The organism is Streptomyces sp. NPDC021100 (genome assembly GCF_044333095.1).
Taxonomy (GTDB): domain Bacteria; phylum Actinomycetota; class Actinomycetes; order Streptomycetales; family Streptomycetaceae; genus Streptomyces.
The window spans coordinates 1-12728 of the sequence record NZ_JBIRQH010000026.1; the positions used below are offsets into that span (position 1 = coordinate 1).

Here is a 12728-nt window from a genome sequence, read left to right on the forward strand (position 1 = left end):
CCCGCGGAGCGGGACATGCCCCGGCAAGCCGGGGCATAGAGCGCGAATTGCGCAAGCGCAATTCGGATTCCGGCGCAAGCGCCGGAATGGAATTCCGCAAGCGGAATTCTGAACGGAATGCAATTCGCGCAAGCGCGAATTGGAGGCGACCGCGCAAGCGCGGTCGCCCGAGCTGGCTATGAGGGGAGGTGCATCGCGCGCGGGCCTGTGTAGGGCTTGGGAAACCCAGCCACCACCCCCGCAACGAAGTTGACGGGCCGTCGGCCTGATCGAGTGCTGACCTCACCGTAGTGACGGGCTCCGCTGCGCTCCACCCGAACCCCACCCCCACCCTTGACACCGGCCCGCTCACGGTCACTAATACTCGGCCAGCATACACGGCAACCCGCAATCGTCGTGCGGAATCCGACGACGCATCACCCGGGAGAGCGAACGCGCATCGAGGGTGATGCATCACGGGTGCGCCCTGTGTAGTGTTTGGATCCTGGGCGCGCCACCCCTGGGCCGACTCGAAAACTCCCGGAAGAATTCAGAATTGTGCGGCCCTGAATACCTTAGCCACAGAACGGAAGCCCGATATGCGAGAGGTGGAATTCAGCAAGCGGAGGTACCTGAGCCGATCGGCCGCTAGGCCGGGCGGCGGAACCCCCCACCGGCACCGGCCACGCTTCCGTGCTTTTGAACGTCACGGCCGGTACCACCCGAGACGCAGCTCCGCTGGTGCCGCCTACGGTCCGCATCGGTCCCACGGAGCCGCACGCGAAGCCGCCTCAGCCACATCCGGGGGGCGACGCGCAGCAGTTGGCGGGCCGCCGGCGGATGGATCCGCGGCCTTCCCCACCTGGCCGCGAGCCCTCGCCGTTGCACGCAGTGGGTGGAGGGGCGTGGCACCGGCTGTGGGGGCGCGCCTCTAAAGATCAGATAGGCGCGAGCCTCTGACCTGCGAAAACGCGCGAGATATATGCAGCTTGAGTGAATGGATCGCGCCCGAGTGAGGTGAGTTGGATGCACGTAGGTGAATAGATCGTTCCTGTCCAGGGACACGCCCGCCGCGTGCATACATCGCCTGCATAACATCGCAGATCTGCTATGTTATGCAGCCCCCGACGATCATGGAGGAGAGCCCGTGGCCCAGCCCTTGAGGCGCACCGTGGAGGCGCCGGCGACCACGCCGCGGCTGGCTCCCGCTCCGCCGCCCGCCGATGCCGTCAACGGCATCGAGTCGGCCCAGCAGCTGGTGAAGAGCCTGGACAGGCTGGCCAAGCGGGGCGGCACCTTCACGACGAAGGACCCGGTCAAGCCGTACGTCTTCTACGGCAAGGGGCACCTGAGCGTGTCCCAGGTGATCGAGGACAACTTGTGGAAGTTCGACCTGAGCACGATGTCGCGGAACGTCCTGGACTACCTCAAGACGCACCACGACCAGCAGGGCCTGGTGGAGATGACCCAGAGCGGTCTGGCGAAGAAGTACGGCTGCTCCCAGTCGAAGATCTCCCGTGCCGTCAGTCAGCTGAGCCACCACAACTTCACGTGGCGAGAACAGCGAGGGATGTACCGCCTCAACCCGCTCTACGCTTACCGGTGGGGCAGCGACAAGCAGCTGCGCCTGGTGAAGTCGCTCAAGAAGACCCTGGTCGATCACGAGATCACCATTCCGACTGTGAGGAACGAGGCCACGCGATGAGCTCCGCTTCCATTCCTGGTTTCCACAACCCGGAGATCTTCGAGGTCCTGCCGAACGCCTGCCTGTCCCCCACGGCCCGTGACGTCTTCGACGTGCTCACTTCCCGTCAGGAGCCCGGCGGCCTGGTCAAGATCCGCCAGCAGGAGCTAGCCGAGCGCCTCGGGCTGACCCAGTCCGTGGTCTCCCGGGCCATCAGCCAGCTGCGGGACAAGGGCATCATCAGCGAGCGGCAGCGCCGCGGCGAGGTCCTCATCCACCCGCTGCTGGCCGGCTACGAGTCGCTAAGCCACATGGTCAACCACCTCAAGGCCCCCGACACGTTCGTGTGGCCGCTGAACTTCCCGACTGGCGACATCCGCCCGCCGCGCGCCCGCGACGCCCGCATCGGGACAGACTTCGACCCGGACCCCGACGGGGGCGAGGACGCCCCGCTGCCCGACGCACCGCCGGCCCTGCGACTGGCCGGGTGATCCGCGACTCCTGCCCGGCCACCGCCACGGCGCCCACCCCACCGGGAAGGCGCCGTCGTCGTTCCTGGCCGCCGCGTTGCAGCACGATGGCCGGCCCGCTCGCCCTCCCGAAGGCGCGCTGCCCCGCGTCGTGCTGCATGCAGCCGCTGCATAGATCTTTTGGCCTGCTGCACGAGCAGCACCCGTGCCCCGCCTGACCCAGGCAAATGCTGCGCTGCCCCCTGGAACCCGTCGGGCAGCAGACCCCGATGCGCCAGGACGTCGGCGGCCTCGGTGTCGGACAGGTGCGCGGGGGCGACTTCGAGCATCAGCTCTCCGAGCTGGTGCGAGCGCGCGGCCAGGTCGTCGACGACGGCGCGCAGCGCGGCGATGGCGGGGTCCACCGGCGCCTCGACGGGCGCCGGGGGCGGCGCGGTGCGGACGTCGCGGACGGCCTGGCGGACCACGGCGCGCACCGTGGGGTCATCGAGGGCCTGAAGGCCGCTGTAGGCGAGCGCGGTGAGCCGGCGGGTGATCAGCTGCGCGACGTCGCCGGAACGGGCGGAGACGGCGATCAGGGCCCGCTGAGACAGGCCGTAGTCGAGCGCGGCCACGGCGCCCGGGTCGGTGTCTCGCGTGCGAGACGTCTCGGGGTCGGCGGCAACCGCGCCGTGGATCGCGGCGAGCGCACGGGCGACATCGAGGAGCCGGTACGCCTGGGCGCGGTTGATGCCGAACTCCGCGGCGCAGTACGACTCCCAGCTGCCGTTCCAGAGGAGGGAGCCGGACGCGGGCGGCGTGCGCGTCGCGGACCCGGGCAGCGAGGACCGCCGCGGAGCGCCGGACATCGTCTATCCCCTCGCGCAGCCCGGCCATCATCTCCCGGGCGCCGGCCGCAGTGAGCGGCGGCCGCGCCGGTTCGGTGCCGTGCTGCTGGTCACGGACGGACGCGGAGCGCCGGTCGCGGTCAGCGCGAACGCTGCCCAGTGAAGAGGCGGTACAGCAGGAGCACGATCACCGAGCCGACGATCGCGGCAATCCACGTCGAGAGGTGGAAGAAGCCGTTGATGGAGTGCACGCCGAAGATCACCTTGCCGAGCCAGCCGCCGAGCAGACCGCCGACGATGCCGATGAGCATCGTGACGAGGCAGCCGCCCGGGTCCTTGCCCGGCGTGAGTGCCTTGGCGATGGCGCCCGCGATGAGGCCGATGAGAATCCAGGCGATGATGCCCACGGTGTGCGTCCCTTTGCTGTAGGTGTGCTGTTGTGTTGTGGGGGCCCGGCGGGGGTTCCACCGAGGCTGCCCGCCGGTCGCTCCGCGTGGACGGCCGGCGACACACGGATATCCGTTCGCGATCACTTCACACGGGGCCAAGGTCCCGTTCCCGCCTTCTGGCCCACCCGGCACCCGACCCGCCGGCCGACCGCTACACCCGGGCGATGACCGTGCCGCTGCCCCGACGGAGCCGGACTGCTGCACGAGCAGCAGCCTTGTCCCGCCTGAACCCATGCAAATGCTGCGCGGCACCCGCTACACCCCGGTGCTGCCCCCCGGCAACCAACAGGACTACGAGCAGCACGCCGGCGAGGAGCAGCACACCCGGACTTCTCCCGAGCAGCAGCCGCTGCAGACAGCCGTATGCAGCACGACCAGGAGCAGCGCCGCAGGTCCTCGTCTCACACCTCACAGCCTCACAGCGCACCCCGCCCACCTGGGAAAACAGGGTGTGAGCCTCACAGCAGCAGGCGAGGAGCAGCGGTCACAGAACGATCCCGTGCAGGGCGCGGCGGTCGCCGGAGATCGCGTAGCGGCGGGCGGCGAGTCCGTGCTCGAGGTCTTCGCCGATCGCTTCGCACAGCGGGGCGAGGACGTCGGCCGCGGCCGTGTCGGACAGGTATGCGGGGGCGATTTCGAGCATCAGCTCCCCGACCTGGTGGGTGCTGTTGACGAGGTCGTCGACGACGCGGCGCAGCGCGGCGAGCGCGGGATTCGCCGGCGCCTCGACGGGCGCCGGGGGCGGTGCGGTGCGGACGTCGCGGACGGCTTGGCGGATCACCGCGCGCACGGTGGCCTCGTCGAGGGCCTGGAGGCCGCTGTGGGCGAGCATGGCGAGGCGCCGGCTGATCAGCTCCATGACGTCGCCCGTGCGGCTGGAGACGGCGATCAGGGCCCGCTGGGACAAGCCGTAGTCGAGCGCGGCCGCGGCGGCCGGGCCGGTGTCTTGCGTGCGAGACGAATCGGTGCTGGCCGCGACGGCGCCGTGGATCGCGGCCAGGGAGCGGGCGACGTCCAGGAGCCGGTACGCCTGCGCGCGGCTGATGCCGAACTCCGCCTGGCAGTACGACTCCCACGAGCCGTAGCCGAGCGTCGCCCACACGCGGGCGGCGTGCGCGTCGCGGACCCGGGCGGCGAGCACCGCCACGGAGCGCCGGACGTCGTCCATCGCCTCACGTAGTCCGGCTGTCACCTCCCGGGCCTGCGCCGCGCTGAGCGGCGGCCGCGCCGGTTCAGCGACGTCGCGTTGGTCGTGGTCGGGCCCGTCCATGCCTCCATCGTCCTCCCCTCCGGCGGACCCGACCAGGGGCGCGGAAGCAAGGGCCGCGAGCTACGCCTCACAGCCTCACAACCTCACAGCTCAGCGCGTCTACCTGGGAAAACGAGCTGTGAGACTCACAATCTCCGCGTCGTCGGGCAGGTCCAGGAGCTGCTTGCGCGGCCGCGGGAGCGACACGTCCGGGCCGCCGGGCAGCAGACCCCTGTTGCGCAGGACCTTGACGCGGCCGCGGCACCAGGGTGAACAGACCTCCCGGGGCCGGCGTCCGGACGCAGGGCAGGGCTGGGTGCACACCAGGCAGTGGCCCGGGCCGGCGACGGGCGCAAGGCGCTGCAGCAGGAGCTCACGGACGCGGTCTTCCTCCTCCCGCTCGTACGGCTCGACGTCGGCGGTGCAGCCTTCGAGCAGCTCGGTGAACGCGGCCCGGAAGGCGGGGATCTCGCGGCGGCAGGCTCCGAGCAGGTCCAGGTACTCCTCCACCGGCCAGCTGGCGAGAACGCCGGAGCGGGTGAGGTAGAGGCCCAGCGTGTCGATGCGGTAGCGGTCGGCGGTGTCGAGGAGCAGGTAGCCGATCAGCTGGTCCGCGGTCTGCTTGGGCAGTCCCCGTGCGAAGGGGTGTTTGGTGCTCTTGAAGTCGAGCAGCAGGCCGTCGACTACGAGGTCCGCGTCGGCGGTGATGTTGACGCCTGGAAACGTGGGCCCGCCGATGCAGTCCTGGGGTCGTGTGCGGGCACGCAGTGCTTCCAGGGGGCCGGTGGCGGCGAGGTAGAGCTGGTGGACGACGTCGTTGACCATGTCCCGGTTGGGGAGCTGCAGGAGCCGGTCGAGGGTGAAGTCGCTGGGATCCTCGAGGGCGGTGAGGAACAGGGGGGTGTAGGTGAACCCGAACGGGTTGCGCGCCATCACCTGGTACCAGGCGGCGACGAGGAGCATGCGGGCGAGGTCCTCCTCTTCGTCGTGGGCGCGGTCCATCGACAACGCCCGGTTGTCGAGATCGAGGCGGTGCACGGTCTCGGTCAGACGCGCGGCGAGCTCGTTTCCGACCGCGCGCATCCGCAGGCCCGTTCCCTGGCCGATGCCGCCGGTGAGGTCGATCCCGATCTCCGTGGCGAGGTCCACGGGCGTGGCTGTGGTGAACGCCAGCCGCAGCCGCTGGTCGATGGCCGTGCCCACGGTGCCGACCTCGGTGCCGACTCCGGGCGGCGGCAGGAGCAGGGTGTCGGTGCGGTGCTGGGCGCGGAAGGACTCGCGCAGCCGCTTGGGGCCGGCTGACAGTTCGCGGTCCAGGAACCGGCGCAGTGGAGTACGGGGACTGTGCAGTCCGGAGGTGAGGCTCATCCGAAGGTCACCACCTTGAGGAGGCACCGCCCGCAGGCGGTGGGAGTCGTCACAGCCGGACGGTACGAACGGGCACTGACAACGCGTCACCCATACGAGGTAGCCGCCTGTCACCCACACGGAACCGTTCCTCCGACAGGGTGGCCGTGCGCTGTTGGCGAGGTGCCTCACAACCTCACTACTCACCCTGTTCACCTGGGGAAACAGGATGTGTGGCTCACAGACCTCAGGCCCGGGTCGGCGTGACACCAGGTGCGTGACACCTGTCCCGGAGCCCGAGCGGCTACGGCTCCTGGGCGTCGCCGCCGGCGGGGAGCTCCTTCTCGATCTCCCGCGCCGTCCTCATCAGTTCGAGGGCCTCGCGGCGCAGCTGGCTGGCGCGCTCGCGCAGCTGCTTCACGCGCCGGCGCTGCTGCTGGGGGCTGAAGGCGTTGACGTACTGCCCGCGCGGCCCGGTGAGCAGCCCTTCGGCGATCAGCTGGCGTACGGCGGCCGCGGCCTCCTTGCCGCCGATGTTGAATCGCTGGCTGATGTCGTAGCGGGTCATGAACCGCTCGCCGGGCTCGTAGCTGCGGTGGATCGCGGTGCGCAGCAGCCGGTAGGCGCGCTCGGTCGGCGTCGTCGTGCCGACGCTGTACAGCCGGTAGCCGTCGTAGAGGGTCACCATCCCTTCGGTGGCGAGCTGTTCCAGCGCGGAGCGGACCGCGGTCGTCGACAGCCGGAGGTCCGCCGCGATCTCGGCCAGCGCGGGCAGATGGGTGCCCGGCTCGGTGCACGAGAGCCGCACCCAGCGGCGTACCGCCTGGACGTCGTCGTCGCCTGCCACCACGTGGTCCGCCGTCGTCATGCCTGCGCCCCTGTTCCCCGGTGATCCGATGCCGGGGACCAGCGTGGTGGGCGGCGCGGCGCGGGCGCCACGAACTTGCCGGGGTTTGCCAGGACCGGGCCTGCGCGCGGTGGATATGGATGGATACGCGTTGCCGCCCGGGTGACTCCTGGTGGATACGGCCGTGGCTACGATCGGAAACGCCCTGACCCCGGCAGTTGCGATGCCGGGGTCAGGGCGTTGTCACGGTGGTTATCCGAGCCAGGTGATGGTGAGGACGGACAGGCGTCGCAGGGGCCGGTTCACCCAGTAAGTGAGGGAGAGCTGGCCGACGGAGGCGTGCCGGACGTCCTCGCCTTCGGAGTCGTCGGTGTTCCACTGCCGGAAGCCCCTGGGCGAGGAGTTCGGCCGGCGCCCCGGGCGCGGGGGCGTACGGCGTGACGGGTGCGTGGTCGGGCTGCGCGCTCATCTGGTCCTCCCGGCGGGTCCTCCCCTCACCGTACGCGCGCCGGATCGCCGTGGATGCGGTCATAGGCAGATCCCTCCTACGGGGTGAGCGGGCGGCACGAGGGCCGGGCCCCGGCAGTTGCGATGCCGGGGCCCGGCCCGTGGTGTGCCGCCCGGAGTCAGGCGGCAGGGTTGAGGGCCAGGGTGTAGTGGCGGCCGGTGGCCAGGTGGACCGTGAGGGTGTCGCCGTCGGCGGTGGCGGCCTGGTAGGCGGGGTGGGTCAGGAGCGCGGGGACGACGACGTCGCGCAGCACGGCGGCGCGGGGCCGTCGGCCGGGGCCGGGGCGCCGCTCGGGTTCTGGAAGACCTCGCCGTCGGGGCCGGACTGGAAGTTGAGCACCCAGGTGCCCCCGGCCGCGGTGAAGACGATGTCGCCCTGGACACCGGCGTCGGTGACGTCGCTGGTGCCCGGGTGGGCCTCCAGGACGTCGGCCAGGCGCACGGCCCCTTCGTCCACGGCGGTCAGGTGGCTCTTGTCGCGGTCGATGGGCGGATTTTCGGTGGGCCCGCTTTTCGCTCCTAGTCAGTAATCCAGATCGAGGTAATCAATGTCGTTGATTTCCACGTCCGACAGTCCCATAGCGCGGCCGCCGCCGTCCTGGAAATACACTTCTTTGAACCCTTCGGCGATGATTCCGCGCATCTGCTGGTCGCTGGCCCCCGCGTCTCGGGCGTCGAAGAGGCGCTGTGCGTACTCCGGGGGGAGGTGCACGGTGAGCCTGCGGAACCGGCCGTCGTCGGTCGTGCCGACCGGCGCGGTGTAGCCGAACCGGGCCCTCGTCTCCACCGTGATCCCGCCCGTGGTGGCGGCCTTCTTCTGCCGGCGCTTGCGCACCAGCGGCTGCCACCGCTGCCGTACGGCGTCGTCGATCTTCGCGGCGACGTCGGCACGGGCGTGCTTGCGGGCGCCGCGCCGGTAGCGGTTGACGGAGTCGGCGGTTACCCCGAGCTCCGCCGCCACGGCCTTCGCGCTGCCGAACTGCTTGAGCAGGAACCCGATCTGGCCCTTGAGGGTCTTGGGCGGCTCCTTGGTGAACGACTCCCGGTCGGCCCGCTCGATGGCGTCCTCGATCTCCCCGGCCACGGTCAGCTCCCGTCCGTGAACGGGCTGTGGCCGTAGGGGAGGACGAGGTGGGCATCGGCGGCCGGGGAGAGGTCCACGACCAGGCGCTCGCCCACACCGGAGGCCGTGCTGGCGTCGGGGACGAGGTAGCCGAGGCTGCGCAGTTCGCCGACCGCCTTGCCGAAAGCCTCGCGGCCCTCGGCGGCCAGGCGCTCCTTGCGGGTGAGGGAGACCAGCTCGCTCACCGTGGGCCCCTGTCCCGGGTCGTAGCCGGTGGCGAGCTCGGCCAGGACGCCGCGGGCCCGCCAGGTCAGGCGCATGTCCCGCATCGCCCGGGCGAACAGGAGGGGGTCATGGGAGGGCGGGGCGGTGGGCACGGGCCAGCGCGGGGCCGTGTCGGTGGTCACGAGTGCGACTCCTTCGTCGTCGAGACGGTGTCGTGGGGGGGCGCGGCGGCGAGGCGGTGCTGGTGGCCGCGGTCTTACTCGCCGTCGTCGAGGACGGCGTCGCCGCCCTTGATGTGGCGGGCGGGGTTGAGGCCCTTCTCCATCAGGTCCACGGCCCAGGCCATCTCCTGGACGCCCTCCAGCTTCGCCAGGCCCGGCGTCGGGCCGAGGCGGAAGCCGCCCGGCTGCGGCTTGCCGGACGCCGCGTAGGGGAGGAAGTCCAGCGGGCTAGCGCCCGGCGAGGGGTAGACGACGCAGTCGGAGAGCACGGCGAGCGGGAACAGCCCGGTCATCTTCGCCATGTTGTTGAGCTTGCGGTGCATGTTGACCCGGGCCTTGCTGATGACGGCGGCCCGGATGTCGGGGCGCCAGGTCGGCCGCTCCAGGGCCGGCCACCGCTCGCCCTCCTTGTAGTGCTTGCCCTGCGGGCGCTCGCGGAGCTTGCCGACGCCACCCTTCACCGTGGCCTTGATGGCCGCGAGGACGGCGGCCAGAGCCGGGTCGACCTGCTTGTGCTGCTCCATCGCGGCGAGGAAGGCGTGGTCGTCCAGGTCCTTGGTGACGCCGAGGTCGGCGAGGGTGTCGACGTAGGCGGTCTTGAGCCGGTCGTGCCACGGGTCCAGGTACGCGCCGGTCTCGCGGCGCAGGTACGCCTCGATCGGGTGCACGTCGTAGCCGAGCTCCTGGGCGTAGGCGACGGTGTGCGTCTGGTACCAGGCCGGGCCCGTCGGCCGGCTGCCGTCCGGGGTGAACGGCGAGGGCAGGCGCGGGTCCAGCTCGATGTGAGACAGGTCAACCAGCCAAGAGCCGGGGATCTTCGGGTTGAACTTCGGGGCGTGGAAGTGGTCGGGAGCGGACAGGCCGACGACCAGGCGGGCCGCGGCGGCGAGGAACGCGGTGTTGAGGTCCAGGCCGACCGCGAAGGGCAGCAGGCACTCCTGATCGCTGAGCGAGTCCACCGACCGCACCCACTGGTACGCCTCCTCGTTGAGGAACCCGCCGGTCCAGCCGGACTGAACCACGACGGGGTGCTCCGGGGTGGCCTCCGGCGGCGCCGGGTCCATCGGCTCCGTCCCCAAGCTGCCAGGGTTATGGCCCGAGATCCAGTTGCCGGTCTCCGCGTCGCGCTCCGGCTTCGTCGGCGGGCGCAGCGCCGTCATCAGCTCCAGCCCGGAGACGGCGGTGGAGCCGCGCGGGGTGATGACCCGCTGGGCGTAGACGCCGAGGACGCGGGCAATGTCGGCCGGCTCCATCTCGGCAACGCCGGGCCAGGACCGCTCATCGAGGGCGTCCCACGACAGGATCGCCAGCTGCACGCACTGCCGCTCGCGGCCCTGCTGCGCCTTGCGGTAGATCCGCGCCCACGGGCCGAAACCGCGCTGGGTGAGCTGCCACTTGGCCTTCGCGACCTGCTTGACGACCGGGTGGTCCTCCGGCAGGCGCAGGGAGCGGCGCTGTTCGTGGCCCTCCAGGCGCTCGGGCAGCCCGAGCTTCACCGCGGCCGCCGCCGTGAGGACGATCAGCGGGTCGGCGTCCTTGCCGTTCCGGTTGAGCTTCGGCGCACCGAGGCCGGACTCGCGCAGCGTCCACTCCACCAGCTCGGGGATCGTGGTCGCCGGGCAGTCGAGCACGATGCCGTCGACGCCGTACGCGGAGCCGTCACCGTCTAGCACGGCGAGCGGGCCGTGCGGGAACCGCGGGTCCAGCGCGGGCTTCGCCGCCTTCTTCGCGGCCGGGCGCCGCGAAGAAGGCGGGCGGCTGGGCGCCGGGCGCTCGGAGCCAACAGAGATAGCTGGGGTGGTGGGGGACACCGTCGGTGCAGCAGCCTCGACGTCGGGCGCGGCCGGTGCGGTGAACGTCTGCGGAACCTCCGGCTGCGGCGCGGAGGCCGGGGCGGGCGCGGCGGGGGCGCTGTGCGCGGGGTGCTTCGCCGCCCAGCCCTTCAGCAGCCGCTGGTACGCCGACAGCCGCGGCTCTTTCGGCTCGGAACGGCCGTTCTCCCAGTTCTTCACCGTCTGCGTCGACGTTTTCAGTGCGAGCGCGAGACGGGCCTGGGTGATGCCGGCAGCTTCGCGCAGCCGGGCGCGCTCTGCGGGGGGCGGGAGCTGCGGCTCCTCGGCCAGCAGCGCATCAACGGACGCGAACAGCTCTTCCTCGGTGGCCATGCGGGTCTCCTCTCGGACTCCACCCTAGCAGGGCTTACCCTTTTGCTTAACCCATTTTTTAACCCGATCGGATGCGATCCCGTTGGACGGGCTCGAACAGAGGTACGATTTCAGTCACGATGGCTGAGAACGACTTCAACTTCCCCGAAGATCTCCGGGACGCACAGCGCGAGCTGCACCAGGTCCATGCCGAACTCCGCGCACTGGGCAAGACACTGCCCTGGTCCGTCGAACCGGCCGAAGGGTGGGAACGGCCGGAGGGGCACTGGTACCCGTCCCAGCGCCCAGCGACGAGCGGCTGGACCGAGGAGCAGAAGAGCGCGGTCGCTGCCCTGCGGGCCCGCGCCCTGGAACTGTCGATCCAGGTCGGTACGCACGCCTTCTGGAAGACGGTGGGGGCCGGGAAGGTCGTCGAGGCCCGGATGCGGCTCAAGCACGTGGAGACGCCGGCCGCCGACGCCGCGGCCGCGTAGTCATGGATACCCGCTCCTCCGCCCGCGCCCTCGACGGTCCCGCGCCGTCGGTTCGCGTTGAACTCCCCGACGGCCAGGTGGTCGCCGCGGAGTTCCTCGCCCGGATCCAGCAGCCCGGCGGGGAGTGGTGGTGCGAACTACGGTTCGCCTTGTGGGCCGAGGTGCGACTGTCGGGCGGGAAGATGGCGGCCGAACCGGTCGAGACCGTCTTCACGGTGCCGGCCCGGCTGGTCACGCCGATCGAGGGCGCCGACTACTCCTGTGTACCGACACGGCGCCCCGGCCCGCCGCCGCGGGACCGGCTGGCCGCCGAGCTCACCGGGCGCTGGAGTCTGCAGCCCATGCCGACTCCCGTCGGCCAAAAACGCCGGAGGATCCTGCACTACGAGGACTGCTGGTTCGGCGACCGCGAGCCCGCCCTCACCCTGGATGATGCCCGCCGAGCTCTGTTCGAAGGTGCGGAGCCGTGCGAGGTGTGCGGTGCCGAGCGGCTCAACGAGCTTCGGTACCCGCCCGGCACCACCGTCACCGGTGACGGCGCAGCCGCCGGGCGAAGCGCCGGACGGTGACCTCGCGGGCCAGCGGGGGGCCGAGAGTCTTAGGCCAGGCGGCGGCCTGCGGAGGCTCTCGGCGCACTCAGCGAGGGCGCCGGGATTCACCTCGGGTGTTCGGCTTCAGCGGAAGGAGCCCCCATGGGGTTCCTCAACTTTCCAGCCACCTCTGACCAGGGGTGGCTCGGTAGCCGCGCCAGCGGGGAAGACTGTAGCGGGCGACCAGTGCCCATGCGGTGCGGGTGGCATCCTCCACCCACGCATGCCCTGCGGCGGGCAGGCCGCCCACGCCTCGCAGATGACGCGTGATCTGCTCCTGCGAGATGTGCTGGTTGTCCCGTCCGAGGTACTTGAGCACGTAGACCGCGAGGTAGTCGACGTCCGCTCCCTGCCCTTGGCCGCTGAGGATGGACTCGAGCCGGTACGCGAACTTGCTTCCGATGCTGTGCTCTCCTGCGCCTCAGAAATCCGAGACCTCCGGGTGCGGCAGCATGTCGATCAAGTCGATCAGGTGGGTGAGGTCAGGGTCGTCGGCGAGGCTGGGCCGGTCAGACACGAGCGGGACCTCCACGGTGAGCTCCAGGACGAGGACGGTGTCGCAGATCATCACGTAACTGGCGCCGCGGCACGTCAGGAGTGCGGAAGACGGCCTGATGTGTGCTCTGCGCTGG

Annotated in this window: 15 protein-coding genes; 5 read left to right on the forward strand and 10 right to left on the reverse strand. The window is 70.8% G+C overall.

Translation table 11 applies throughout. The annotated features are described in order from the left end of the window. Window positions 1-1126: 1126 nt before the first annotated feature. The 3 genes from ACH4PU_RS31900 to ACH4PU_RS31910 all read left to right on the forward strand — a co-directional run bounded on the left by ACH4PU_RS31900 (window position 1127) and on the right by ACH4PU_RS31910 (window position 3123). Entirely contained in the window at window positions 1127-1684 is a 558-nt protein-coding gene (locus ACH4PU_RS31900; RefSeq protein ID WP_398279946.1) for a hypothetical protein, read from the forward strand. Continuing rightward, complete coding sequence (locus ACH4PU_RS31905) at window positions 1681-2154, forward strand: helix-turn-helix domain-containing protein (protein ID WP_224291230.1); 474 nt, start codon at window positions 1681-1683, stop codon at window positions 2152-2154. The genes ACH4PU_RS31900 and ACH4PU_RS31905 overlap by 4 nt, the downstream gene beginning before the upstream one ends. 708 nt (window positions 2155-2862) lie before the next feature. Next, a complete protein-coding gene (locus ACH4PU_RS31910) occupies window positions 2863-3123 on the forward strand; it encodes a hypothetical protein (RefSeq protein ID WP_398279949.1) in 261 nt (86 codons plus the stop codon). On the opposite strand, the gene ACH4PU_RS31915 is transcribed toward ACH4PU_RS31910, so the two are convergent. The 9 genes from ACH4PU_RS31915 to tap form a co-directional block, all read right to left on the reverse strand. After that, window positions 3101-3367: a GlsB/YeaQ/YmgE family stress response membrane protein gene (locus ACH4PU_RS31915; RefSeq protein WP_058847068.1), complete on the reverse strand. Its 267-nt coding sequence runs from the start codon at window positions 3365-3367 to the stop codon at window positions 3101-3103. The genes ACH4PU_RS31910 and ACH4PU_RS31915 overlap by 23 nt on opposite strands. Window positions 3368-3893: 526 nt before the next feature. Next, window positions 3894-4679 (reverse strand): hypothetical protein, encoded by a 786-nt coding sequence (locus tag ACH4PU_RS31920; protein ID WP_398279953.1) that lies wholly within the window; start codon window positions 4677-4679, stop codon window positions 3894-3896. Between the two features lie 99 nt (window positions 4680-4778). Then, window positions 4779-6026, reverse strand: a complete 1248-nt coding sequence (locus ACH4PU_RS31925) for a hypothetical protein (RefSeq protein WP_398279956.1) — start codon at window positions 6024-6026, stop codon at window positions 4779-4781. A gap of 283 nt (window positions 6027-6309) precedes the next feature. Beyond that, on the reverse strand, window positions 6310-6873 hold the full coding sequence (locus ACH4PU_RS31930; protein WP_398279959.1) for a GntR family transcriptional regulator: 564 nt from the start codon (window positions 6871-6873) through the stop codon (window positions 6310-6312). A gap of 605 nt (window positions 6874-7478) precedes the next feature. Next, window positions 7479-7613, reverse strand: a complete 135-nt coding sequence (locus ACH4PU_RS31935; protein ID WP_398279962.1) for a hypothetical protein — start codon at window positions 7611-7613, stop codon at window positions 7479-7481. Next, the gene (locus ACH4PU_RS31940; RefSeq protein ID WP_398279965.1) at window positions 7580-7816 is read right to left on the reverse strand and encodes a hypothetical protein; all 237 of its coding nucleotides are present in this window, start codon (window positions 7814-7816) and stop codon (window positions 7580-7582) included. Before ACH4PU_RS31940 ends, ACH4PU_RS31935 begins: the two co-directional genes overlap by 34 nt. A gap of 66 nt (window positions 7817-7882) precedes the next feature. Beyond that, entirely contained in the window at window positions 7883-8443 is a 561-nt protein-coding gene (gene tpg, locus ACH4PU_RS31945; protein WP_398279968.1) for a telomere-protecting terminal protein Tpg, read from the reverse strand. 2 nt (window positions 8444-8445) lie between these two features. Further along, entirely contained in the window at window positions 8446-8829 is a 384-nt protein-coding gene (locus ACH4PU_RS31950; RefSeq protein ID WP_398279971.1) for a hypothetical protein, read from the reverse strand. A 74-nt stretch (window positions 8830-8903) separates the two neighbouring features. Further along, complete coding sequence (gene tap / locus ACH4PU_RS31955; RefSeq protein ID WP_398279974.1) at window positions 8904-11033, reverse strand: telomere-associated protein Tap; 2130 nt, start codon at window positions 11031-11033, stop codon at window positions 8904-8906. A 119-nt stretch (window positions 11034-11152) separates the two neighbouring features. On the opposite strand from tap, the gene ACH4PU_RS31960 reads away from it, so the two are divergent. Both ACH4PU_RS31960 and ACH4PU_RS31965 read left to right on the forward strand, forming a co-directional pair. Continuing rightward, window positions 11153-11506 (forward strand): hypothetical protein, encoded by a 354-nt coding sequence (locus tag ACH4PU_RS31960; protein WP_398279977.1) that lies wholly within the window; start codon window positions 11153-11155, stop codon window positions 11504-11506. Window positions 11507-11508: 2 nt separating this feature from the next. Then, the gene (locus ACH4PU_RS31965; RefSeq protein ID WP_398279980.1) at window positions 11509-12075 is read left to right on the forward strand and encodes a DUF6233 domain-containing protein; all 567 of its coding nucleotides are present in this window, start codon (window positions 11509-11511) and stop codon (window positions 12073-12075) included. Window positions 12076-12517: 442 nt separating this feature from the next. On the opposite strand, the gene ACH4PU_RS31970 is transcribed toward ACH4PU_RS31965, so the two are convergent. Then, window positions 12518-12664 carry a hypothetical protein gene (locus ACH4PU_RS31970; protein ID WP_398279983.1) on the reverse strand — a complete coding sequence of 49 codons (147 nt, stop codon included), beginning with the start codon at window positions 12662-12664 and terminating at the stop codon, window positions 12518-12520. Between the last annotated feature and the right edge of the window lie 64 nt (window positions 12665-12728).